General features: G+C 67.8%; 20 protein-coding genes, 1 tRNA gene and 1 pseudogene. 9 read left to right on the forward strand and 13 right to left on the reverse strand.

Annotated elements, in window-relative coordinates; genetic code table 11:
• Positions 1-465 precede the first annotated feature (465 nt).
• A complete protein-coding gene (locus ACSZL9_RS18535) occupies positions 466-1,845 on the reverse strand; it encodes a cystathionine beta-synthase (protein WP_446667012.1) in 1,380 nt (459 codons plus the stop codon).
• Between the two features lie 142 nt (positions 1,846-1,987).
• Between ACSZL9_RS18535 and ACSZL9_RS18540 the strand changes: the two genes are divergently transcribed.
• The 3 genes from ACSZL9_RS18540 to ACSZL9_RS18550 all read left to right on the forward strand — a co-directional run bounded on the left by ACSZL9_RS18540 (position 1,988) and on the right by ACSZL9_RS18550 (position 4,988).
• Positions 1,988-3,169: an SGNH/GDSL hydrolase family protein gene (locus tag ACSZL9_RS18540; protein ID WP_446667013.1), complete on the forward strand. Its 1,182-nt coding sequence runs from the start codon at positions 1,988-1,990 to the stop codon at positions 3,167-3,169.
• Positions 3,170-3,227: 58 nt separating this feature from the next.
• On the forward strand, positions 3,228-3,641 hold the full coding sequence (locus tag ACSZL9_RS18545) for an HIT family protein (protein WP_446667014.1): 414 nt from the start codon (positions 3,228-3,230) through the stop codon (positions 3,639-3,641).
• Between the two features lie 123 nt (positions 3,642-3,764).
• Positions 3,765-4,988, forward strand: coding sequence for an acetyl-CoA C-acetyltransferase (locus ACSZL9_RS18550; RefSeq protein WP_446667015.1), 1,224 nt, complete (start codon positions 3,765-3,767; stop codon positions 4,986-4,988).
• A gap of 111 nt (positions 4,989-5,099) precedes the next feature.
• Here the strand turns inward: ACSZL9_RS18550 and ACSZL9_RS18555 are convergent, their stop codons facing one another.
• A complete protein-coding gene (locus ACSZL9_RS18555; protein WP_446667016.1) occupies positions 5,100-7,091 on the reverse strand; it encodes an OPT family oligopeptide transporter in 1,992 nt (663 codons plus the stop codon).
• A 77-nt stretch (positions 7,092-7,168) separates the two neighbouring features.
• On the opposite strand from ACSZL9_RS18555, the gene ACSZL9_RS18560 reads away from it, so the two are divergent.
• Positions 7,169-7,468 (forward strand): hypothetical protein, encoded by a 300-nt coding sequence (locus ACSZL9_RS18560; RefSeq protein ID WP_446667017.1) that lies wholly within the window; start codon positions 7,169-7,171, stop codon positions 7,466-7,468.
• Positions 7,469-7,549: 81 nt separating this feature from the next.
• Here ACSZL9_RS18560 and ACSZL9_RS18565 read toward each other — a convergent pair whose 3' ends face one another.
• The 8 genes from ACSZL9_RS18565 to ACSZL9_RS18600 all read right to left on the reverse strand — a co-directional run bounded on the left by ACSZL9_RS18565 (position 7,550) and on the right by ACSZL9_RS18600 (position 16,107).
• Complete coding sequence (locus ACSZL9_RS18565) at positions 7,550-8,335, reverse strand: aminoglycoside phosphotransferase (protein WP_446667018.1); 786 nt, start codon at positions 8,333-8,335, stop codon at positions 7,550-7,552.
• Between the two features lie 52 nt (positions 8,336-8,387).
• Entirely contained in the window at positions 8,388-9,302 is a 915-nt protein-coding gene (locus tag ACSZL9_RS18570; protein ID WP_446667019.1) for a Bax inhibitor-1/YccA family protein, read from the reverse strand.
• A gap of 86 nt (positions 9,303-9,388) precedes the next feature.
• Positions 9,389-10,888, reverse strand: a complete 1,500-nt coding sequence (locus tag ACSZL9_RS18575) for a mannitol dehydrogenase family protein (protein ID WP_446667020.1) — start codon at positions 10,886-10,888, stop codon at positions 9,389-9,391.
• 3 nt (positions 10,889-10,891) lie between these two features.
• A complete protein-coding gene (locus tag ACSZL9_RS18580) occupies positions 10,892-11,767 on the reverse strand; it encodes an ABC transporter permease (RefSeq protein ID WP_446667021.1) in 876 nt (291 codons plus the stop codon).
• Complete coding sequence (locus ACSZL9_RS18585) at positions 11,767-12,696, reverse strand: ABC transporter permease (RefSeq protein ID WP_446667022.1); 930 nt, start codon at positions 12,694-12,696, stop codon at positions 11,767-11,769. The genes ACSZL9_RS18580 and ACSZL9_RS18585 overlap by 1 nt, the downstream gene beginning before the upstream one ends.
• On the reverse strand, positions 12,693-13,835 hold the full coding sequence (locus tag ACSZL9_RS18590) for an ABC transporter ATP-binding protein (protein ID WP_446667023.1): 1,143 nt from the start codon (positions 13,833-13,835) through the stop codon (positions 12,693-12,695). Before ACSZL9_RS18590 ends, ACSZL9_RS18585 begins: the two co-directional genes overlap by 4 nt.
• Entirely contained in the window at positions 13,832-15,052 is a 1,221-nt protein-coding gene (locus ACSZL9_RS18595; protein ID WP_446667024.1) for an extracellular solute-binding protein, read from the reverse strand. The genes ACSZL9_RS18590 and ACSZL9_RS18595 overlap by 4 nt, the downstream gene beginning before the upstream one ends.
• Positions 15,053-15,111: 59 nt before the next feature.
• Positions 15,112-16,107: a LacI family DNA-binding transcriptional regulator gene (locus ACSZL9_RS18600; RefSeq protein WP_446667025.1), complete on the reverse strand. Its 996-nt coding sequence runs from the start codon at positions 16,105-16,107 to the stop codon at positions 15,112-15,114.
• A 229-nt stretch (positions 16,108-16,336) separates the two neighbouring features.
• Between ACSZL9_RS18600 and uxaC the strand changes: the two genes are divergently transcribed.
• The 4 genes from uxaC to ACSZL9_RS18620 all read left to right on the forward strand — a co-directional run bounded on the left by uxaC (position 16,337) and on the right by ACSZL9_RS18620 (position 21,855).
• Positions 16,337-17,797 carry a glucuronate isomerase gene (gene uxaC / locus ACSZL9_RS18605; protein WP_446667026.1) on the forward strand — a complete coding sequence of 487 codons (1,461 nt, stop codon included), beginning with the start codon at positions 16,337-16,339 and terminating at the stop codon, positions 17,795-17,797.
• 30 nt (positions 17,798-17,827) lie between these two features.
• Positions 17,828-19,054, forward strand: coding sequence for a D-mannonate dehydratase ManD (gene manD, locus ACSZL9_RS18610; protein ID WP_446667027.1), 1,227 nt, complete (start codon positions 17,828-17,830; stop codon positions 19,052-19,054).
• On the forward strand, positions 19,051-20,595 hold the full coding sequence (locus tag ACSZL9_RS18615) for a UxaA family hydrolase (protein WP_446667028.1): 1,545 nt from the start codon (positions 19,051-19,053) through the stop codon (positions 20,593-20,595). Before manD ends, ACSZL9_RS18615 begins: the two co-directional genes overlap by 4 nt.
• A gap of 171 nt (positions 20,596-20,766) precedes the next feature.
• On the forward strand, positions 20,767-21,855 hold the full coding sequence (locus tag ACSZL9_RS18620) for a ScyD/ScyE family protein (RefSeq protein ID WP_446667029.1): 1,089 nt from the start codon (positions 20,767-20,769) through the stop codon (positions 21,853-21,855).
• Positions 21,856-21,915: 60 nt separating this feature from the next.
• Here ACSZL9_RS18620 and ACSZL9_RS18625 read toward each other — a convergent pair.
• A tRNA-Leu gene (locus ACSZL9_RS18625) sits at positions 21,916-21,989 on the reverse strand.
• Positions 21,990-22,112: 123 nt separating this feature from the next.
• Between ACSZL9_RS18625 and ACSZL9_RS18630 the strand changes: the two genes are divergently transcribed.
• Positions 22,113-22,841: a helix-turn-helix transcriptional regulator gene (locus ACSZL9_RS18630; protein WP_446667030.1), complete on the forward strand. Its 729-nt coding sequence runs from the start codon at positions 22,113-22,115 to the stop codon at positions 22,839-22,841.
• Positions 22,842-22,947: 106 nt separating this feature from the next.
• Here ACSZL9_RS18630 and ACSZL9_RS18635 read toward each other — a convergent pair.
• Positions 22,948-23,190, reverse strand: a pseudogene (locus tag ACSZL9_RS18635) (WhiB family transcriptional regulator); the annotation flags it as partial.
• Between the two features lie 179 nt (positions 23,191-23,369).
• Positions 23,370-24,332, reverse strand: coding sequence for a Ppx/GppA phosphatase family protein (locus ACSZL9_RS18640; protein ID WP_446667031.1), 963 nt, complete (start codon positions 24,330-24,332; stop codon positions 23,370-23,372).
• Positions 24,333-24,394 lie beyond the last annotated feature (62 nt).

The following is a 24,394-nucleotide window of genomic DNA, read 5'->3' on the forward strand; positions in this document are numbered from 1 at the left end:
TGGCATCAATCATTCGACACGCTGTTGAGTTCTCAAAAAACGACCAGACACTCGCATCCTCGCGGCAGGCGCCACGCATCAGCAAGAACTGTGCATCTTGGTTGGTGTCCACTCGGCTCTTGGGCGGCAAGTCCAGATCTTCGATCTCGACTCTCGCGCACTTGGCTCCGAGCGACGTTGTCAGCTTAGCAGACCGTCTGACCGGACTCAAAATCCGATCAGCCAGTCTTCGGTGGGCGGTTGCGGTCGGCTCTCGCTTCCCGCTTTGCCGCCCCGTTGGGCTGACATGAAGAACAGTAGACCACCGAAGCGGCAACTACCAAATCGGCGTCATTCCGCGGTTTTTCGCGGTTCCTGAGCTGGTGGATCACCCGGCGGCGGCGGATCGCGCCGGATCGTGCCGGTCGACAGGGCGCCCTCGCGGCGCTCCGCCGGCCGGCGACGGTCCATCGGTCCGTTGGTCAGTCAGTCCACCAGGAGGCTGAGCAGGTCGGCCCGGGTCAGCACCCCGACCGGCTTGCCGTCCTGCACCACCATGAGCGCATCGTGCTTGTTCAGCAGGCTCCGGGCGCCCGACACCCGGTCATTGGCGCCGATCATCGGCAGCGGCTCGGCCATGTGCCGCTCCACCGGGTCCGCAAGGTGCGCGGAGCCGGCATACAGCGCATCGAGCAGCTCGCGTTCGCTCACCGAACCGGCCACCTCGCCGGCCATGACCGGGGGCTCGGCGTTGACGACCGGCATCTGCGACACGTCGTACTCCCGCAGGATCTGGATCGCGTCACGGATCGTTTCGTTCGGGTGGGTGTGAACCAGAGCGGGCATCGAGCCCTCCTTGGCGGCCAGCACACTGCCGACCGTCTGCTCCTCGGCCTGCTCGGGCAGGAACCCATAGCTGCCCATCCAGGTGTCGTCGAAGATCTTGGACAGGTAGCCACGACCGGAGTCCGGCAGCAGGACGACGACCGTCGCCTCCTTCGGCAGCGTCCGTGCGTGCCGCAACGCGGCAACGACCGCCATACCGCAGGAGCCACCGACCAGCAGGCCCTCCTCGCGCGCCAGCCGTCGGGTCATCGCGAACGACTCGGCGTCACTGACCGCGATCACCTCGTCGGGGATCGCGGGGTCGTAGGCGCGCGGCCACATGTCCTCGCCGACGCCCTCGACGAGGTAGGGGCGACCAGTGCCGCCGGAGTAGACCGAACCCTCCGGGTCCGCGCCGATCACCGTGACCCGGCCGCCGGCGCGATCGGCGGAGACCTCACGCAGGAAGCGACCAGTGCCGGTGATGGTGCCGCCGGTGCCGATGCCCGCGACGAACGAGGTGAGCTCACCGTCGGTGTCGGCCCAGATCTCCGGACCGGTCGAGTGGTAATGCGAGTTGGGGCCCTCGGGGTTGGAGTACTGGTCCGGCTTCCAGCCGCCGGGAGTCTCCGCGGCGATCCGGTCCGAGACGCTGTAGTAGGAGTCCGGGTGCTCGGGTGGCACCGACGACGGGGTGACCACGACCTGGGCGCCATACGCCTTGAGCACGTTGCGCTTGTCCTCGCTCACCTTGTCGGGGCAGACGAAGATGCACTTGTATCCCTTGCGCTGGCCGACCAGCGCCAGTCCGACACCGGTGTTGCCCGAGGTCGGCTCGACGATGGTGCCACCCGGCTGCAGCGCGCCCGACTGCTCGGCAGCCTCGATCATGCGCAGCGCGATCCGGTCCTTGACCGAACCTCCCGGATTGACGTATTCGACCTTGGCAAGAACCGTGCAGTCGATGCCTTCGGTGACCTTGGACAGTTTGACCAGCGGGGTTCCACCCACCAGATCGGCGATGTGCTCAGCGAACTTCATGAGCTGATCGTCTCAGACGGCGGCGGCCACCGTGTGGGCATCACACGACCGACCGCGGCCGATCATCGCGACGACGGATGATGAGAACATTGGGCAACCGCGGTTCGACCGGTGGCAACGAAGGAGACGGGGTGGGCCAGGCATGAGTCGCGCATCGATCGCTCGCAAGGCGGCGACCTACGTCGCGGGCACCGCCGGTGTCAGCGCGGCCGGCTTCCTCGGCGGCTGGGGCGTGCTCAAGGGCGAGGCCGCGATCGCGCGCCGCGTGGTGGGACAACCCTTCGACGGTGCACCTGACGACAACGGCGTGTATGGCGCCGCGCCCGGCGACCCCATCGAGTTCCTCGTCCTCGGTGACTCCACCGCGAAGGGCATGGGCGCGGACGAGCCCACCCAGACCGTCGGCGCGACGATCGCGACAGCGGTCGCGGCCTTCGCCGGGCGGCCGGTCCGGCTGACCAACGTCGCAGTCGTGGGTGCGACCTCACCCGACCTCGACAGCCAGCTCGACCAGGCACTCGCCCAGGTCGAGCACCCCGACGTCACGCTGATCATGATCGGAGCCAACGACGTCACCAGCCGGCTGTCGCAGACCGACGCCGTCGAGCATCTCGCCGAGGCCGTGCGCCGGCTGCGCGACGCGGGCAGTCCGGTCGTCGTCGGCACCTGCCCTGACCTCGGCGTCATCAAGCCGGTGCCTCCGCCGCTGCGTCAGCTCGCTCGGCGCTGGTCACGACACCTGGCGGCGGCGCAGACCCGCACCGTGGTCGAGATGGGCGGCCGCACCGTGTCGTTGGGTGACCTGTTGGGCCACGAGTTCTCCGATCGACCGGCGGTGATGTTCTCCAAGGACCGCTTCCACCCGTCGTCGGCCGGTTACGCCCGCGCCGCGTCCGCACTGCTGCCCAGCGTGTGGGACGCGCTCGGTGAGACGTCCCTGGACACCGGTCGCACGCCGGACCGGTTGCGCGGCGAAGGCGTCCGACCGGTGGCCTCGGCGGCCCGCCGCGCGGCCCGCGATCCGGGCACCGAGGTCACTGCCACCGAAGTCGACGGCGTCGCCCGCAACGTGCGCGGCCCGTGGGCGGTGCTGCTGCGCCGTCATCGGCACCCGCTGCCGGCTCCGGACACCGTGGGGCAGGCGGGGCACGGCGATGAGACGGCGGACAGCATCGACGAACATGTCGATGAACAGGTCGACGGCTCAGGCGAACTCCCGGACGACGGCACGCGGGACACCTCGGCAGATGACTCGTCCGACCGCTCGAAGGACCACTCGAGCGACGGCTCCAGGGACACCGCACAGGACGAGTCGGACCACTAGTCGGAGCACGAGTCCCGACCGCCTCCGACGCGTGCGAACGCGGGGCTAGAGTCGGGATATGACGACCGACGCTGAATGCATCTTCTGCAAGATCGTCGCGGGTGATCTGCCCTCGGAGAAGATCTATGAGGACGACCGGACCGTGGCGTTCATGGACCTCAACCCCGGCACCCGCGGCCATGCCCTGGTGATCCCGAAGAACCACGCCCCGGACCTGCTGACGATCGAACCCGACGAACTCGCCGCGGTCACCCAGTCCGCGCAGCAGGTTGCTCGCCTCGCAAAGGAGCGCCTCGACGCCGACGGGATCAACCTGCTCAACTGCTGTGGTGCAGAGGCCTGGCAGACGGTCTTCCACTTCCACATGCATGTCGTGCCGCGCTACACCGACGATCCGTTGCAGTTGCCGTGGATCCCGGAAGCGGGCGACCCCGACGAGATCGCCGCGACCGCGGCACTCCTGCGCGACTGACCGCTTCACCGGGCGGCCCCGCGAGGCGCCGACCGGCGGGCGGCCGGCACGCCATACACTCGACGGCATTACTGACGAGTAACTTTCCCTACCGACCACGCTCCCGCACCGACGGAGGACCTCATGCCCGAAGCTGTCATCGTTTCCACCGCGCGCACGCCCATCGGCCGCGCGTTCAAGGGATCCCTGAAGGACATCCGGCCCGATGACCTGAGCGTCCAGGTCATCCAGGCCGCACTGGCGAAGGTGCCCGACCTGGACCCGGCGCTCGTCGAGGACCTCTACCTCGGCTGCGCCGAGCCGTGGGCCGAGCACGGCAACAACCTGGCGCGCGTGGTCGCGGTCCTCGGCGGCTGGGACCACCTGCCCGGCGCCACCGTCAACCGCTTCTGCTCCTCGTCGGTGCAGACCACCCGGATGGCCGCGCACGCCATCAAGGCCGGTGAGGGTGACGTCTTCATCTCGGCCGGCGTCGAGTGCGTCTCCCGCTACGCCGACTTCTCCGGTGCGGGCGGCAGCAAGGCCGACTGGCAGAACCCGAAGTTCGCCGACGCCATCGCGCGCACCGAGCAGACGGCCAAGAGCAACGCGACCTGGAGCGACCCGCGCGAGGACGGCAGCCTGCCGGACATCTACATCTCGATGGGCCAGACCGCCGAGAACGTCGCCACCTTCCGCGGCATCTCCCGCGAGCAGCAGGACGAGTGGGGTGTGCGCAGCCAGAACCGCGCCGAGCAGGCCATCGCCGACGGCTTCTTCGCCCGCGAGATCACACCGGTGACTCTGCCGGACGGCACCGTGGTCAGCACCGACGACGGCCCGCGCGCCGGCGTGACACTGGAGAAGGTGTCGACGCTGCAGCCGGTCTTCCGCGAGAACGGCACCGTGACAGCCGGCAACTGCTGCCCGCTCAACGACGGCGCCGCTGCGGTCGTCGTCATGAGCGACACCAAGGCCAAGGAGCTCGGCCTCACCCCGCTCGCCCGCGTCGTGTCGACCGGTGTCTCCGCCCTCTCCCCCGAGATCATGGGCCTCGGCCCGGTCGAGGCATCCCGTCAGGCACTGCAGCGCGCAGGTATGACGATCGGCGACCTCGACCTCTACGAGATCAACGAGGCCTTCGCGGCACAGGTGCTTCCGTCGGCGGACGACCTGGGCATGGACCTGGACAAGCTCAACGTGCACGGCGGCGCGATTGCGCTCGGCCACCCGTTCGGGTCGACCGGTGCTCGCATCACCACGACGCTGCTCAACGGCCTGCAGGAGACCGACGGCACGTTCGGACTGGAGACCATGTGCGTCGGCGGCGGTCAGGGCATGGCGATCATCTACGAGCGCCTCTCCTGACGCCCCTCCCCTAACTCCCGGCGCAAACCCCCTGTGCGCCATACAAGTTCGGCCCCGGACCGCAACTGCGATCCGGGGCCGAACTCTGTATGTCAGCCGGTATGCCGCCAGTCAGCTCTTGCTGTCGACAGTGGTGTCCGGAGCGGTGGCGATCTTCCGGGTCCACTGGTAGGCAGCGCCGATCAGCCCCACGAAGAGCACCACGCCCAGCGCTTCGCCCCAGTGCAGGAAGCCATCGCCCACAACGGCCAGCGGCTCGTCGTCACCCGTCGCGGCGACGACTGCTGCGAGGAACACACCGAAGAGGCTCTCACCGACGATGAAGCCGGTCGCGACCAGCACGCCGAGCCGCTTGACGCGCTCCGGCTTCTGGGTGTTGCGGTCCGCCCAGCGGTTGTAGAACGTGCCGATGACCGCACCCAGCGGGATCATCAGCGTCAGCGAGATCGGCAGATACATGCCCATGCCGACCGCGAGCGGCGGCAGGCGCAAGCGGCCGGTGGTCTTGCCGAGGATCTCGTCGACGATGATCACGACAACACCGATGGCGGCACCGAGACCGATGAGGCCCCAGTCGAGCGAACCGCCGAACACGCCCTTGGCGAGCGAGGAGATCAGCGACGCCTGCGGCGCTGCGAGCGCATCCTTGCCTGCGCCGGGAGCTCCGAGGAAGCCGAAGCTGTTGTTCATCAGGTCCATGATCGGCGGTATGACGAGCGACCCGAACACGACGCCGATGATCAGCGCGACCTGCTGCTTCCACGGCGTAGAGCCGACCAGCTGACCGGTTTTGAGGTCCTGCAGGTTGTCGTTGGAGATCGTCGCGACGCCGAAGACGATCGCGGCGGTGAAGAGCGTGAACGCCACGAGGGCTTCCGCGTCAGCACCACTGCCCCCGCCGTGGACGGCCTTGATCAGCAACGCGGCCGCCAGCACCACCAGGATGCCGACGCCGGAGATCGGGCTGTTCGAGGAGCCGATGAGACCGGCCATGTAACCGCAGACGGCAGCAACGACCAGTCCGATGACGAGCACGAAGATCAGGCTGAGCACGATGATGCCGGTCAAGCTGCCCTTCAGCGCCGTGTCGTGAGCAAAACCCCACAGCAGCAGGCCGATCGGGATCAGGGACAGCACGACGATCGCAGCAACGATGGTGATCGGCATGTCCCGCTCGACCATCTCGACTTCCTTGCCGCTCTGCCGGGCACGGTTGGAGACGATGGCGTCCTTGATGCCGCCGACGATCGGGCCGATGATCTTCAGCAGCGTCCAGACGGCGGCGACCGCGATCGCGCCCGCGCCGATGAAGCGCACGTCCGTCGAGAAGACGCCGCTGACGGCGTCGGTGATGTCGCCGTGCGCCGGCAGGTGACCGGACGATTTGATCGGCAGCAGCACGCCGAAGGAGATCAGCAGCCCGACGATCATCGCGATGCCGACGCCCAGTCCGACGAGATGCCCGACGCCGATGAGCGCCAGCGACAGGCTGGAGCCGACCATGGTGCCGCCACCGCCGACGTGGAAGACCTTCTGCAAAGAACCGGCGACGACCTTCAGCGCGGCGAGCAACGAATATCCTGCAGCGGCAACGGAACCCGCGATGATTACGCGCAGCCCGCGGCGGTTCTCCTCGGCGCCTTCGGTGCTGTCACCGACCCGCAGGACCTCGGCGCCTGCGACGCCTTCGGGGTAGGGCAGGTCGGATCCGGTGACCAACGCCCGACGCAGCGGAATGGAGTAGGCAACACCCAGGATGCCGCCGATGAGGCACACGGCCATCGTTGTCCAGTAAGGGAATCCGGTCCACCAGCCGACGATCACCAGACCCGGTAGGACGAAGATGATCGCGGACAGCGTGCCCGCTGCGGAGGCGATGGTCTGCACGATGTTGTTCTCGACCACCGAGTGATCGGCGAAATAGCGCAGGATCGCCATCGAGATCACGGCGGCCGGGATGGAGGTGGCGAAGGTGAGCCCGACCTTCAGTCCGAGGTAGACGTTCGCAGCCGTGAACACCAGGGTGATCAGACCGCCGATGACGATGCCGCGAACGGTGAGTTCCCGCACTACCGATCGTTCGGCGGTGCTCGCAGCGGACATGGATCGAACCTCCCTGATAGGCAAAAGAACCAAACCACCCTAAACGCGCGGTCGTGCTGGTCGGTATGGAGCGCGGTGTGTCGTTCTACGCTGGGGTGGTGGACAATGCCGCGACCGAATTGCGCCGGGTGACCCGCCGCTGGCACCAGCTCCCGGCCGACCAGGCGCGCGAAAACGCTTGTCTGCTGCGCGAACTCGCGCAGCAACTGGCCGACGAGGTGCGCCGACAGGACGGCCTGGAGCGGCTCGTCATACCGGATCTGGGCGAGGCGGCACTCGCCGATCAACTCACCGTCATGGTGTATGACGCGTGCCGTGCCGGCTTCGCCGCAGAGGCGGAGCGCGGCCTGACACACCTCCGGCGCGCATTGCCCTGACTCTCGCCTGGCACTTGGGCGAACGCGGCGACCGCGACCTCGACAAGCTCGGCCAGCCGCAGCCACGCCTGGCCAGCTCCCTCAGCGCAACGGTTCGAGAGTCCTCCGGTAGCGCGCGACGTGCTCCTCGTCCGGCTCGAGGTCGGACAGGACGCGGAAGATCCCCGCGCGCAGCATCGCCTGCCGGTGCGGACCGCCAGTCCACTCGTACATCAGGTGCGGGTCCGCGTCGGACCACATGACGAGGTCGAGCACGGTCACGGCGTCGGACCAGGACACAGGCCGCCAGTAGGGAGCGAAGTCGATCACGACCGGAACGTCATCGGCGTCCAGCAACACGTTGCCGGCCAGGTCGCCGTGGACCAACTGGTTGCGCCCGAGCGGCTCGTCGGTGCACAGATCGAGCAACTCGCGCGCGAATTCGGTTTGGGGCTCGGCGAACTCGCCGTCGTGCAGCTGCGCGTCACCGAACGCGACTCGCTCGGCGAGGTCCCAGCGGCTGCGCGGCGGTTGCGTTGCGAGCGGCCACCGGCGCACCACCTGTGCCAGCTCCGCGTGCAGCAACGCGCCAGTGGCACGCACGACGGCCGCGTCGGTGCAGGTGCGACTGCCCGGCTCATAGCGGGACGCCGACCAGCCGTCGCCGACCCAACTGCCGTCCCGCGCCGGGATCGGCATAGCGATGCGCAGGTCGCGGCGCGGGCGGGTGTCCAACTCGACGGCGCGACGCGCGAGGATCGGGCTCAGCTCGTCGGCGATCAACCGATCCCGCCCCGGGCTGAGGACGAGGTCACCCGCGAGCACGCTGGCGCCCTGCCCACCGGGCAACGGGTGCAGGTCGTCCGGGACGGCGAAGAGGTCGAGCACGCGCTCCGACGGGAACGCGTGCTCGACCTCTGTCTGCTGTGGGCTTGCTCGATCAGCGACTCTGCAGCCGTGCGAAGAGGCGCAGCAACTCGATGTAGAGCCAGACGACCGACACCAGCAGGCCGTGTGCCATCAGCCAGGAGTACTTCTCCGGCAGTTGCGCGGCAACGCCGCGCTGGATCGAGTCGAAGTCGACGGCCAGCGAGTAGGACGCCAGGCCGACGGCGAAGACGCTGATGATGATGCCGAGCGGGCCGTTGCCACCGACGCCGAACGGGTTGTCGATGACACCGGTCAGGACCAGTGCGACGTTGACCAGGGCGAAGAGCAGGTAGCCCATCGCCATCAGGCCGAAGATCTTGCGGGACCGCTCGGTCACCCGGATGATGCCGAACTTCCAGCCGGCGAACATCCCGGCGAAGACGCACAGGGTGGCCAGCACGGCCTCGGCGACGACGCCCGGGTAGACCCGGTTGAAGAACCCGCTGGCCGCGCCGACGAACAGGCCTTCACAGACGGCATACGCCAGGATCAGCGGGACCGAGATCACCCGCTTGAAGGAGATCACGAAGCCGATCGCGAGACCGACGAACATGCCGCCGAGCCACAGGGCCATCCCGACCGATTGGTTCTCCTTGCCGACGAACCAGCCGATGGCGGCGAAGACCAACAACACCCCGAAGAGGCCGAGCGTCTTGGTGACGACGTCGTCCAGCGTCATCCGGCCGGCCTGGCGACCGGTGGCCGCAGGCTGGTCGTACATCTTCTCCAGGTCGGGCGCCGGCTGGCTGAACTGACCCTGCTGCGGATAGCCCTGCTGCTGGGGGTAGCCCTGCTGCGGGTAGCCGTAGCGCGAGGCCTGCTGCTGCTCCGGGGAGCTGAACTGGCCGTATTGCGGCTGGTCGCCGGACAAACGGCCCTTGGAGAGGTCGTCGTTGAACCGGTTGAACACCGGATTTGATGCCATGGGCAGTCCCTATCGTGTGGTCGAACAGCTGTGCCGGGTGATCCCTGGTCGCAGTCTAGGCGACAGGAACCACACCTTCACCTTCCTCAACGCTGCGGGGCCGCGTGACTGTTCCGCCGCGCCAACGTCGCAACCGCATCGCGCACTGCACCTCGGAAGTCGTCGGAGCCGGCGATCTCGGCGTCGAAGATCGCATCGATCCCCAGCATCCGGTCCGCCAGACCCCGCTCGGGCCCGGCTGCACGCTCGCGCAACAGCGTTGCCATCGGGTCGTTCAGCGGCAGCTCGCGACCCGATGCGTCCCGGCCACGGTGGACGTAGACCATCCAGGCGGCGACCGCGAGCGCGCAGAGGCGCGGGGTTACGCCGGCGCGCAACCGGTCCCGTGCCGTGTCGAGCAGGCGGATCGGTAGCTTCTGTGAGCCGTCCATCGCGACCTGAACGGTGGTGTGCGGCAGGTGCGGGTTGGCGAAGCGCTGCAGGATCTGATCGCCGTATGCCGCCAGGTCGACGCCCGGCGGCGCTTCGAGCGTGGGGGCCGCGTCCTGGCGCTGCAGGGCTCGGGCGGCGTCATACAGCTCGGGGTCCGTGACGGCCTCGGCGATCGTCCGATGCCCGCGCAACGCGCCGAGGTAGGCCAGCAGTGAGTGGGTGCCGTTGAGCATCCGCAGCTTTGCCATCTCGTATGGCGCAACGTCCGCGGCAAGCGTCGCTCCGGCCTCTTCCCACGCGGGACGTGGCGCGACGAAGCGGTCCTCGATCACCCATTGTCCGAAGGGTTCGGCGACGACGAGCGCCTCGTCCTGCAGGTGCAGCAGCTGCGCTGCTTCCGCCCGGTCACGATCGGTGGTGGCGGGCACGATGCGGTCGACCATCGTCGAAGGGAAGGCGACCGCCTTCCCCAGCCAGGCAAGCAGCTCCGACTCCCCCGCCGCATCGGCGAGTTCGTGCACGAGCCGGCGCAATTGGCTGCCGTTGCCCGGCAGGTTGTCGCAACTGATCGCGGTGATCGGCGCTCCCCCGGCGGCGAAGCGCGCGGCGAGACCTGCCGCCAGCACGCCGACCGACGACCCGGGGCGCGCGCCTGGTGCACCCCCGGCGAGCACGGCACGCAATGCGGCGATATCCGCCGTGACGGCATCCGTGCCGAGCGCGAGCCCGCCGTCCGCGGCGCGGGGGTAACCCTTCTCGGTGATGGTGAGCGTCGCAGCGTGCACGTCCGGGTCGGCGAGCGCAGCGATCGCCGTGCCGGCATCGTCGCCTCCGCTGATCACCCGGCGTATGCCGCCGACCACCCGCAGCGCAGTCTCGTCGGCCGACTTGGTCAGCACGCCGTAGAGGCAGTCCTGCGGCTCCAGCTGGTGCACGACGGTGGCCGACCGGCCGGTGACGGCGAGCTCACCCCAGCGGTCGTCGCCCGTCGCGGCACAAGCGACCTCGGTGTAGACCGCCTGATGTGCGCGGTGGAAAGCACCGATCCCGAGGTGCACCAAGCCTGTTCGAGCATTTTCCCGGCCGGGGCGGCGGGGCAGCTGGACACCGGTGATCGGAGCCTTCGGCAGCGTGCCGGCCGAGAGTCGCTGCATCGCTCAGTCCTTGGAGTCGTCGACGCGGGCGACCAGTTGGGTCGGGTTGACGAAGCGCAGCGCAATCACGAGCAGCACCAGCATCGACAGCATGTAGATCACGGCCATCGCATCGACCGACTGCTGCGCCCGGATGCCCGCACCCGTCATCGCGGTGAACAGCGCCACCACCAGCGTGTTGGAGCTCGAGTCCGACGTCAGGAAGGTCAGCTCGAACATCCCGACCGTGCGCACCAAAACCAGCACGGCAGCGGCCAGCATGCCGGGAACCAGCAACGGGGCGAGGATCCGCACGAAGAGCCGCGACGTGGAGGCGCCGCACATCCGGGCCGCCGACTCGATCGACGGATTGATCTGCTCGATGAACGGCGTCATCGTCAACACGACGAACGGCACGGACGGCACCAGATTGGCCAGGATGACACCGACCAGGCCGGGTGCCAGGTGGTAGTAGTTCAGCAGCGTCGCCAGCGGGATGCCGTAGGTGATCGGCGGCATCATGATCGGCAACAGGAAGAGCAGCATCACCAGCCTGGAGCCGGGGAACTTCTTGCGTGCGAGGACGTATGACGCGGGCACTCCGATGACCACCGACAGCACAACCACCGCGACCGCGACGATCAGCGTGGTCGACACGACCTGCGTCAGGTCGTACTGCGACCACGCCTTGCCGTACCACGAGCCGCTGTAACTGGTCGGCAACCAGCTGTCGAACCACTTGCCGGCGAACGAGTTGACTACGACCGACGCGATCACCCCGAAGAGCAGGATCAGGAAGATCGCCATACCGCCCCAGGTCAGGAACTTGCCCGGTGACGCGATGAGGCGGCGGCGCCGCTCGGCTGCTGCGGGCGCGGGCCCGCCGACGAGAGTGCTCATCAGCCCTTACCTCCGGTGGCTCCCTTGTACATGGTCGAGCGCAGCATCAGCACCATGGCGATCACGATCATCTCGACGACTCCCATCACGATCGCCGACGCGGACGCCAGCGGGTAGTCGAACATCTGGCCCCACGCGTTGTAGGCGACATACGCCACGACACGGGTCGACCCGGACGGGTCGCCGACGAGGATCGCGGACGGGAAGACGCTGAAGGCCAGCACGAAGGTCAGGCAGAAGGTCGTCGCGAGGCCGGGTGCGAGCAGCGGCATGATGATCCGGCGGAAACGCTGTTTCCAGTCAGCCCCAAGGGTTTTCGCCGCCGCTTCCAGCGAGGGGTCGATCCCGGACATGTAGGACAGGATCAGCAGGAACGCAAAGGGGAAGCCGGAGATGATCAGCGACCACAGCACACCCCAGTAGTTCTGCACCAGCTGCACCGGTCCGAGGTCGAACAGCCCGAGGAAGCGGTTGAACCAGCCGCGCGGGCCGAAGAAGTTCAGCAGGCCCTCTGCCGTGAGCACCGTGCCGAGCGTGATCGGCACGACCAGGATCGTGGTCAGCAACCGTTTGCCGCGGAAGTTGCCACGCATCATGTAGGCCAGCGGGATCGACGCGGCAACGTTGATCAGCGCTGCGGGCAGCGAGAGCTTCAGGGTGATCCACAGCGACTCCCAGCCACGCATCTCCGGGTCGGTGAAGAACGCCTTGTAGGCGCCGAACATCCCACCCTTGTTGGGGTGCAGCGACAGGTTGAGCCCGTAGAGGAACGGATAGACGAACAGCACGATCACGAAGAGCAGGCCCGGCACCAGCAGCAGCAAGGTGCGATCGATGCCGTGCTCGGCCATCCGGTGCACCAGCGACGGCTTGTGCGATGAGCCGCCTCCCGTTGACTGCCGCTGCTTGTCGATCACCGGTGCGCTCATGTCGAAACACCCGCTCCTGCAAGGGTTTCGGCGGAGCGGTCAGCGGACTTCGGAGCCTCGGAGTCGGCCGGGAACACCAGCACGCGGCGCGCCTGCGCTGTCAGTCGTATGACGCTGCCGACCGACGGTCGCTCGCTGGTGCGGACGTGGACCGACTCACCGCCGGCGAGGTGTCCCTCGACGGCGAACTCCCGGCCCTGGTATTCGACGACGTCGACGGTGGCGTCCACCTCGAGCGCCTGCGACTCGTGCGGCTCGCCGATCACCAGGTCTTCCGGCCGGATGCCGACCCGGACCCGGTCCCCGACCGCGAGCGGGCCGACGCCCACACCGTCGGCCGTCGTGCCGAGCAGCGACACCCGTGCACCGTCGGCTTCGACCCGCTGCACCTCGCCCTCGAACAGGTTGCGGTAGCCCATGAAGTCGGCGACGTGCGCGTTGGACGGGGTTTCGTGCAACTCCTGCGGTGTGCCGATCTGCTGGACCTTACCGAGGCGCAGCACGACCAGCCGGTCCGCCAGCGACAACGCCTCCTCCTGGTCGTGCGTGACGTAAATGGTTGTCAGCCCAAGCGATTGGTGCAGGCGCCGGATCTCGGTGCGCATCTCCAGGCGCAGCTTTGCGTCCAGGTTGGACAGCGGCTCATCCATCAGCACCAGCGGCGGCCGCAGCACCACTGCACGCGCGATCGCGACGCGCTGCTGCTGTCCACCGGACAACTGCCCCGGCAGTTTCGTGGCGTGCGGACCGAGCTGCACCAGGTCGATCGCCTCATCCACCCGCTGCTTGATCTCCGCCCGCGGCACCTTGCGCATCTGCAGTCCGAACGCGATGTTCTTGCGCACCGTCAGGTGCGGGAAGAGCGCGTAATTCTGGAAGACCATGCCGAAGCCGCGCTTCTCCGGCGGCAGGTGATCGACCTGTCGGTCGTCCAGCAGGATCCGGCCGGCCGTCAGCGGCAACAGGCCCGCGACACAGTTCAGTGCGGTCGACTTGCCACAGCCCGACGGTCCGAGCAGTGCGATGAACTCGCCGCGCCGGATGTCCAGGTCGAGGTTGTTCAACGCGGTCTGTCCGCCGAAGCTGCGGGTCAGCCCGTCCAGCCGCAGGGTGCTGAAGTCCTCCTGAGACTTGCTCATTTACTCGGCGCCTTCCCGCCGCCGACCTTCTTGTCCCACATGCTGAATGCCTTGACCAGCTTCTGTGCATCGATCGGTGTCACGACCGGGTTGGACTTGATGAGGTCGGCGTACTCGGTCCGGCCGTACTCCTTGATCACCTGCTGGCTCTTGGGCGGGGCCATGTCGATCGTCACGCCCTTGACGGCCGGGCCCGGGTAGAAATAGCCGTCGTCATACGTCTTGGCCTGCTGCTTCTTGGTCAGCGCGTAGTTGAGCACCTGCAGGATCGCGGACATCTTGTCCGACGAGACGCCCTTGGGCACTGCTGCGTACTGCGCGTCGCCCACCCACTTGAAGCCTTCCAGTGAGGTCACCTTGAAGTTCTTGGGGACCTGATTGAGCGCGCGCGGGTTGATGTCCCAGCCCGTTGTGGTCATGGCCATGTCCCAGGCGCCGGTCTTCAGGTTGTTCATCGTGACGCTGGTGCCGGTGGGGTAGGTCTTGACGTACTTGCCGATGTTCTGCAGGTACTTCCAGGTCTTGGTCCAGCCGTTGACGGGATCGCTCGGGTCCTTGTCCTTCAGGATGTAGGGCAGCCCCATCAGCCAGGTGCGGCCCGGGCCGGAGTTCGCCGGCTGCGCGTAACCGAACTTGCCGGGGTGCGCCTTCGCCCAGGCCAGCAGCTCGTCCGCGGTCTTCGGCGGGTTCTTGACCTTGGCGGGGTTGTATTCCAGCAGTGGGCCGGACGGGTAGTAGACCAGCTCGACGGCCTGGTCCTGTGCCAGCTTCTGCATCTTTGCGGCCGGCGCCTGGTAATTGTCCATGTTGGACAGTCGACTCGAGAACTTCTTCATGTTGACGAAGAGTCCCTGCTCGATCCCCGCGGACAGGCCGTCGGTGCCGGTGAGGACCAGGTCGATGTGCAGGTTGCCGGCGTCCTGCTGCGCCTTGACCTTGCCCGCCATGTCCGGCGCTCCAGCCGTCTGCCAGGTCACCTTCTTGATGACGTCGGGGTTCTCCTTGGCGAACGAATCGAAGATCGAGCCGGTCAGCTGTTTGTTGCCGGCGACATCGAGGATGTTGAGCGTGACGCCCTTCGAGGGCTTGGTGGGTACGGCGGAGGCCTTGAGGGCCTTCGACGGGTCGGACCCGCCGCCACCCGGAGTCCCGCACGCGGTCATGGTGAGGCTGGCAGCCGCGAGTGCGGCGACTGCCCCAGCTGTGGTGAAACGCATACGATTTCGCTCCTTGGATCTGGTGAGCGTGCAAGTCACGCTGTGGGTGGGGAGAGACTTCAGCGCTGCTGCGACGGCACCGAAGTGGACTGCCGGACCACCAGTTGGACCGACAGCTCCTCAGCCGGGCGTGGCCGGTCGGTGGGGTCCATCAGGTCGACCAGGTAATTGACGGCGGCGCGTCCGACCTTCTTCAGCGGGGATCGCACGGTGGTCAGGCCGGGCGAGACCAGCGTTGCGACGTTGACGTCGTCGATGCCCATGACCGACAGGTCCTCGGGCACCCGGATCCCGCGAGTGTTGAGCCGGGCGAGGATGCCGAGGCCGACGAGGTCGTTGTAGGCCAGTGCGGCAGTCGCACCGGAGGCGACCACCACGTCGGCGGCGGACTGTCCGCCGTCGAAATTCGGTGCGTAGGAACCAATCTTGTCGACCTCGAGATCGTCGAAGGTCGGGGTGTTGCGTTGGATGGCCGCCCAGCGCTTCTGGTTCGACCAGGACCTCTCCGGCCCTCCGACATACGCGATCTTGCGGTGCCCGAGGGCGTGCAGGTGCTCCAGTGCGAGACGGATGATCTCCTCGTCGTCGACGATGACCGAGGTCAGTCCCTCCCACTCGCGGTTGATCAGCACCATCATCGTCTGGTCGGCGATGCCGGCGATCTCGTCGGCCGACATACGCGGCGAGCACAGGATGAGTCCGTCCACCTGCTTGGCGAGCTGATGCACCAACTCCAGCTCGGTGCGGGTGTCCTCGTCGGAGTCGGCGATGAACACCGAATACCCCGCCGCGAGTGCACGGCTCTGGACGCTCTTGGTGATGGAGGCGAAGTAGGGATTCTCCAGGTCAGGAACGACAAGGCCGATGTTGTGAGTGGTGCCGGTGATCAGGCCGCGCGCGGCGAGATTCGGTCGATAGCCGAGTTGCCGCGCTGCCGCGACCACTCGATCACGGGTCGCCGAAGCCACGGCGGTGTTGCCCGAGAGTGCCCGGGAAACCGTCGATGCGGACACGCCCGCGGCCTCGGCCACGTCGTGCACGGTGATGGATGACATCACCGGCCACCTCCTTGGAATGTGCGGTGCGACACATCGTGCAATCGTGCCCACAAACACGTCAATCGTCGTTATCGAACCGTTACATCCGAGAGAGTCGCCATCTGCCGACACAACGGGTGTACCGCGAATTTGCTTGCAAACATTGCTTTTACCTCTTGATCGAACAACGTGCGACGGTGCATAGTGACTCTGCAATCGCTTGCAAGCTATTTCAGAAATGGGTGCAATGACTGACCAGTGGCAGCTCGATCCCGACCGAGCGTTCCCCGCCGATCCGACGACGCGGGAGCTGGCTCGCACGATCTACCAGCACGCAGCGGACCTGCCGCTGGTGTCGATGCACGGGCATGTCGACGTCGACCTCTTCGCCGCGAACAAACCGTTCGGTGACCCGGCCGAGCTGCTCATCACACCGGACCACTACCTGGTCCGGATGCTGGTCTCGCAGGGCTACCGCCATGCAGAGCTCGGCGTGCCCTACCGCGAGAGCGCCAATGACACCGACGACGACACCGGGGAGGTCGCCGTGCCGGTCGAGCGGGACCCCCGCGCCATCTGGCGACGCTTCTGCGCCAACTGGCACCTCTTCCGCGGCACGCCGACCCGCTACTGGCTGGAGCACGAGCTGGCGGAGATATTCGGCCTGCCCGAGGCGCCATCGGCGCAGAACGCCGACGCCCTCTACGACCAGCTCACCGACACCCTCGCGCGAGACGACTTCCGGCCGCTGGCGCTGCTGGACCGGATGAACGTCCAGATCCTCGCCACCACAGACTCGGCGCTGGCCGACCTGTCCACGCACGCCCGGCTCGCCGAGCAACTGGGCACCGACCGGATCGTTCCCACCTTCCGTCCCGACTCCCTGGTGCACGTCGGTCACCCCGGCTGGCCGGACGAAATCCAGCAGTTGGCAACAGTTTCCGATGTCGACACCGGCCACTACCACGGCTTCCTCGCTGCCCTGCGTCAGCGCCGGCGGGCCTTCCGAGCCGCCGGCGCACGAGCTACCGACCACGGACACCTGAGCGCCGACACCACACCGCTGGCGGACGCCGACGCGGAGCGGATCTACCGATCAGCATTGACCGGCGAAGTGCAGGAGAGCGAGGCCGCGGCGTTCGCCGCGCACATGCTCTTCCAGATGGCCGAGATGTCCGCCGAGGACGGCCTGGTCATGCAGTTGCACCCCGGCGTGCTGCGCAACCACAGCAGCACCGTCTACCGATCGCACGGACCCGACCGGGGATTCGACATACCGGTGGGAGTGGAGTTCACCCGCAACCTGCGCCCGCTGCTGGACCGCTTCGGCCTCAGCAGCCGGTTCCGCTGCATCCTGTTCACCACCGACGAGACGGTCTACTCGCGCGAGCTCGCCCCCCTTGCCGGTGCCTACCCGTCGGTGCGCCTCGGTGCACCGTGGTGGTTCCTGGACAGCCCCGAGCAGATGCGGCGCTTCCGCGAGTCCGCCGTCGAGACCGCAGGTTTCTACAACACCAGCGGATTCGTCGACGACACAAGGGCATTCGCTTCTATCCCGGCACGACACGACCTCTCGCGCCGCATCGACGCCGGTTATCTCGGGCGCCTCGTCGCCGAGGGACGGCTGTCGATGGACGAAGCGCTGGACACGATGGTCGACCTGTCCCACCGCCTCGCGCTGACGGCATACGCCGCGCCGGCCGACTGATCCCGCACCCGCAGCCCACGAAGGAGAGACATGGCAATCAGATCCGCCGAGGTCCTGGTGACCAGTCCTGGTCGCAATTTCGTCACGTTGCGCCTCACGACCGAGGACGGTGTCACCGGGCTGGGTGACGCCACCCTCAACGGGCGCGAGCTCGCCGTTGCGGCATACCTGCGGGATCATCTGACCCCGTTGCTCCTCGGCCGCGACGAGACCCGCATCGAGGACACCTGGCAGTACCTCTACCGAGGCGCCTACTGGCGGCGCGGGCCGGTGACGATGGCGGCGATCGCCGCCGTGGACATGGCGCTGTGGGACATCAAGGCGAAAACCGCTGGTATGCCGCTCTATCAGCTGCTCGGCGGCCGGTCCCGCCGTGGCTGCCTCGCCTACGGGCACGCGTCCGGGAGCAGCACCGACGCACTCTTCACCTCGATCCGCAACCACCTCGAGCAGGGGTATGCCGCGATCCGTGTCCAGACCGGCGTGCCCGGCCTGGGCCAGGTGTATGGCGTGGCGACCGACCAGCAGCCGGGACAGCGCTACGACTACGAGCCGGCCAAGCGGCAGGCGTTGCCGGCCGAGGAAACATGGGACACGCGAGCCTATTTGCGCCACGTGCCAACGATTTTCGAGGCGGTCCGGGGCGAGTTCGGGCCCGAGTTGCCACTGCTGCACGACGGTCACCACCGCATGTCACCGAACGAAGCGGCGATCCTCGGCCGCAGCCTGGAGCCCTACGACCTCTTCTGGCTGGAGGACTGCACACCGGGTGAGAACCAGGAGGCGCTGCGCCGCGTGCGGTCGCAGACCACCACTCCCCTGGCCATCGGCGAGGTCTTCAACTCGGTGTTCGACTACCAGACGCTGATCACCGAGCAGCTCATCGACTACGTCCGCTCGGCCGTCACCCACACCGGCGGCATCACCGCGCTGAAGAAGCTGATGGACTTCGCGGCGATCTACGGCATCCGCTCCGGTTTCCACGGTCCGACCGACATCTCTCCCGTCGGGCAGGCCGCGCACCTGCACCTCGGCATCGCGCTGCACAACTTCGGGATCCAGGAATACATGCAGCACTCCGCGGACACCCTGAACGTCTTCCGCACCAGCTACACCTTCACCGACGGCCTCCTCGACCCCGGCGAGACACCGGGCCTCGGCGTCGATTACGACGACGCGGCAGCCGAATCCTTCGAATACACAACGGCATACCTCCCGGTCAATCGTCGTCTCGACGGAACGGTGCACGACTGGTGAACGACGGACTGCTCCTGCTCGCCGCCGGCGACGACGTCGCTGTGGCGACCCGTGCGCTGTCGGCCGGCGAGGCCATCGAGATCGCCGGGGCTGCCGAGCCGGCCGGTTCCACCACCGTGACCGTCCGGTCGTCGGTGCCGCTCGGCCACAAGGTCGCCGTCGTCGCTCTCGGGTCCGGCTCGCCGGTCCGCAAGTATGGCGCGACGATCGGCCGCGCCACGACAGGCATCGCTGTCGGCGACCACGTGCACGTCCACAACCTGCAGATCTCCGAGGCCGACGAGCCGCACGAGTTCGGCACGGACCGGCACACCCTCACCCCGGCGGCCGGGGAACGCCCCACCTTCCAGGGCTACCCGCGCTCGGACGGGCGGGTCGGCACGCGCAACTACGTCGGCATCCTGACCTCGGTGAACTGCTCGGCCAGCACCGCCCGGATGATCGCCGACCAGTTCCGCGGACCGGTGCTCGATGCCTACCCGAACGTCGACGGAGTCGTCGCGCTCACCCACCGCAGCGGGTGCGGTCTGGTCACCGAGAGCGAGGGCGCACGGGTGCTGATGCGCACCTTGCGCGGGTATGCCGCCCACCCGAACATCGCCGGACTGCTCGTCGTCGGGCTCGGTTGCGAGATGCTGCAGTCCTCGCGCGTGATCGATGCTGCGGACATTCCGGAGTCCACCCTCATCGAGCATCTGGTGATCCAGGACGAGGGCGGGATCCGGCGGACCGTCCGCGCAGGCGTCGCTGCGATCGAGCGGATGCTCGGCCCGATCGATGCGCTGCGCCGGGTCCCGTGCGACGTCTCCGAGCTGGTCCTCGGTCTCAATTGCGGTGGCTCCGACGGGTTTTCGGGCATCACCGCCAACCCCGCCCTCGGTGTGGCGTCGGACCGCCTGGTCTCCTACGGCGGCACGTCGATCCTCGCCGAGACACCGGAGGTGCACGGCGCCGAGGGTTTGCTGACCCGCCGTGCAGTCTCCGAGGACGTCGGTCGCGCACTGCTCGCTCGGCTCGACTGGTGGCGGGACTACACCGCCGCGGGCGGCGGAACGATGGACAACAACCCCTCCCCCGGCAACAAGGCGGGCGGCCTCACCACGATCCTGGAGAAGTCACTCGGTGCCGTGGCCAAAGCAGGGCACGCCGACCTCACTGAAGTGGTCGAGTATGCCGAAACCCCAACGGGATCCGGCCTCATCTTCATGGACACCCCCGGTTATGACCCGGTGTCGGTGACCGGCATCGTCGCCGGCAGTGCGAACGTCGTGTGCTTCACGACCGGACGTGGTTCGGTCTTCGGGTGCAAGCCGGTGCCGAGCATCAAGCTCGGCACGAATTCCGCTCTCTATCAACGTATGCCGGAGGACATCGACCTCAACTGCGGCACCATCGTCGACGGGACGGACACGCTTGAGGGTGTCGGCGAGAAGATCTTCCAGCAGATTATCGCCGTGGCATCCGGGCGACCGACCGTCAGCGAGGAGCTCGACCTCGGCCAGGAGGAGTTCGTGCCGTGGCAGCTCGGCGCGGTGACCTAGCTCGCCGAGAAGCCGCCCGCAATTAATCGTCGCGGCGGCCGCGATCTCGCACACAATGGCCTGCACGGTCGCCCACCCCGTGCGACCGACAAATCTCCTACGGGCGTGATCCAGGGCCGACACCCGAGGAGCGGAGACCTGTCTCAGCGGCGGGTCGGATCGGAGGCCCCCATGCGCCATCTGCGCCCCCTCATCGTCGGATGCGCTGCTGCCGGTCTGGCAGTCAGCGTGCCGGGCATCGCCTCGGCACACCCGAAACCGTCACCACCGCGGACCGTGTCCACCTCGGTCGGTGCGCCGTTCAACCTGGAGGTGCACGGCAGTCGCGTGCTCGTCGCAGACGGTGGCGCAGGCCTGGTCGGCTCCGTCGGACGGAACGGCACCATTTCGCCCCTCGTCTCCGGCGTGCCCGGTGCGTCCGGTGTCGCCACCCGGGGCGCCTGGCTGGCCTACACCTCCACGGTCAGCGACGAATCGACGATGGAGAATTTCGCATCCGGGGTGCACGTGCGCAGACCCGGCGGCGGCACGGTGTATGCCGACACCACGGCATACGAGGCCAAACACAACCCGGATGCGGTGAACTCCTACGGACCGCAGACCGAAGACCCGTGCGTCACCGATGTCCTCGGCCCGAAATACACCGGGGCCCTGGACTCCCACGCCTACTCGGTCGCCCGCAACGGCAACAGTTGGTTGCTGGCCGACGCGGGTGCCAACGACCTGCTGTCGGTGACCGACAGCGGGCGGATCAGCACGGTCGCGGTGTTCCCGCCCCAGCCGCACACCGTCACCGCCGATCAGGCCGACGCGTTGGGCATGCCGGGCTGTGTGGCAGGCACCACCTACAACTTCGAGCCGGTGCCGACCGATGTCGAGGTCGGGCCCGGTGGCGAGATCTACGTGACCACGCTGCCCGGTGGCCCCGAGGGCCCCGAGCTGGGCGCGCGCGGCGCGTTGTGGAAGGTCAACCCGTCGACGCACAAGATCACCAAGCTCGCCGACGGCTTCGCCGGCGCCACGAACCTGGCGATCGGCAAGCACGGAAACGTCTATGTCGCAGAGCTTTTCGGCGGCAAGATCTCCGTCGTCAACCACGGCCGGGTCTCCACGCTGGTCAATCTGCCCGGCGTCGTCTCGGTCGAGACCGCGCCGAACGGCACTGTGTATGCCGGCACGATGGGCCAGGACGCGACCACGCCGGGCAGCATCGTCGAGATCAGGGGCGGCAAGATCTGCACGCGGCATCGCGTGCGCTGAACGGGTGTGCCGGTGGGCGGTGCATCCCTGGACCCGCCTGCCGGCCCACCTCTCACCCGGTGCCCCCGACGGGACTCGAACCCGCACTCGAGCGATTTTAAGTCGCCTGCCTCTGCCAATTGGGCTACGAGGGCACGGTCAGCGTAGCCGTGGGCAGGCTCCCGGTCCGGAGCGGTCTGCGGCTCGACCGTGCCGTTATTTGTCCTCAACCTGATCGTAAATACAGTCGACTTCGGGGCTTGTGGGATCATGGGGGTGTGGAACGCGAGGACCTGACCCGTCCGGACCCCTCGGACGGACCCAGCCTCGGCGACAGTCGAGCCGAGGTGCTGGGCACGCTGCAGTCGGCCGGCACACCCATGTCGGTCACCGATGTCGCCGCGAAGGTGCGGCTGCACCCCAACACCGCCCGCTTCCACCTGGACGGCCTCGTCGAGCAGGGCCTGGCCGAGCGCGCGACCGAGCAGCGCGATGTGCCGGGACGCCCGCGCTCGCTCTACAGCGCCACCGCCGACAGTCCGCAGTCCGGGCGCCGCAGCTACCGGCTGCTCGCGGAGATCCTGGCCAGCTATCTCGCCGACCAGGAGCCGGAGCCCACCGAAGCCGCGCGCCGCGCCGGCGAGGCGTGGGGCCACTTCCTCACCGATCGGCCGGCACCGTTCCAGCGCGCTGACAGCGACGGCGCCATCAAGCAGCTCGTGGAGCTGCTCGACGAGATCGGCTTCGCACCCGAGCTCGACAACAAGCCGACGAACGAGTCCCCGAACAAGGCTCTGAACAAGCGAATCCTGTTGCACCAGTGCCCGTTTCGCGAAGTCGCCGAAGAGCACGGCGACGTCGTCTGCGCAGTGCACCTCGGCCTCATGCGCGGCGTGTTGTCCGAGTTGCAGGCTCCGGTCGACGCCGAGGGACTCGACCCGTTCGTCGAGCCGAATCTCTGCGTCACACGGCTGACCGACGCAAACCGTCCGTCGTCGGATCACTGATCGCTGCGCGCTCGTCACCGTCGTCGTCGAACGTGTCCGCCAACGTGTCCGCATCGTCGCTCGCGTTCGCAATGCGAGCCCGCCGCACGGCGTCGAGGCCCGCCAGCCGCCGGGACCGCGAGCGCCGAATCATCCGCCGCTCCTCCGGCGTGGTCCCGCCCCAGATGCCCTCGTCCTCGCCATTCTCCAGCGCGGACTCGAGACACTGAGCGAGCACCGGACAGTGTCGGCAGATCTCCTTGGCCTGCTCGATCTGTCGAGCCGCCGGCCCACCGGTCCCGATCGGGAAGAACAACTCGGGATTCTCGCCGCGACATGCCGCCGACCTGCGCCAGCTCTCGACCACCATGTGCGACTCCTCCTTCGAAACCCGCGCGGCGCCGCCATCGCGCGCGGCAACCGGATTTCTTTTATACGAGGGTAATCGTTTTTATTGGTGGTCGGAAGAGCGCGGCATACGAGAGCCGCGTCACGTCGGTTGTCGTTGAGTTGTCGTTGAGTTGTTGCTGAGCTGTCGTTGAGCGGCCGTCAGACGAGGCTGAGCGCGATGCCGTCGAGGATGTCGTGCTCGCTGGTGAGCACCGTGTCGATGCCCGCCGCGTCCGCGACGCGCCGCACGATCGTGCGCCAGATCAGCGCACCCGAGCCGATGACGTCCACCCGGCCGGGGTGCATGAACCCGAGCGCCGCCCGCTGCTCCCGGGTGGCACCGAGCAGCGCATTGCACGACTCCTCCACCTGCGCCACGGTCAACTCGGTGCCGTGGATGCGCTCGGAGTCGTAGGCCGCCAGCCCGAGGGCATTGGCGGTGATGGTGGTCACCGAGCCGGCCAGCCCGATCAGTGCACCGGTGCGCTCCAACGGCACCACCGCCGCGGCTTCGTCGATGGCGGCATTGATGTCGGTCAGCGCCGACTCGATCTCCGAGTTCGTCGGCGGGTCGGAGTGCAGGTGCCGCTCGGTCAGCCGCACGCAGCCGATGTTGGTGGAGCGGGCCGCCGTCACGTCCGTGCTGCCGAGCACGAACTCGGTCGACCCCCCGCCGAGGTCCACCACGAGGTATGGCGCGGGCGTCGCGTCCTCCGCCACACTCGTCGCGCCGCGGAAGCTCAACTGCGCCTCCTCGGCACCGGTGATGACCTCCGGTCGGATGCCGAAACCCTTGAAGGCAGAGGCGATCCCGGCGGTGAACTCCGCTGCGTTCGAGGCGTCGCGGGACGCGGAGGTCGCCACGAACCGCACGCGCTCCACCCGGTGCTGCGCGCACTGCTCGGCATACTCCGCGGCGACGCGCAAGGTGCGCTCCATCGCCTCCGGTGCGATGCGACCGGTCACATCGACACCTTGCCCGAGCCGCACGATTTCCATCCTGCGGACGACGTCGGTCAGCGTGCGCCCATGGGCGTCGGAAATGTCGGCCGGGTCGTCGATGTCGGCGATGAGCAGCCGGATGGAGTTGGTGCCGCAGTCAACGGCGGCGACGCGGGTCATGGTGCTCCTTCGTGGTGGGTCGTGGTCTCGATACGCGGCCTCCCCCGCTGCGCTCCTCCGGC

It is taken from the genome of Flexivirga sp. B27 (assembly GCF_052905685.1).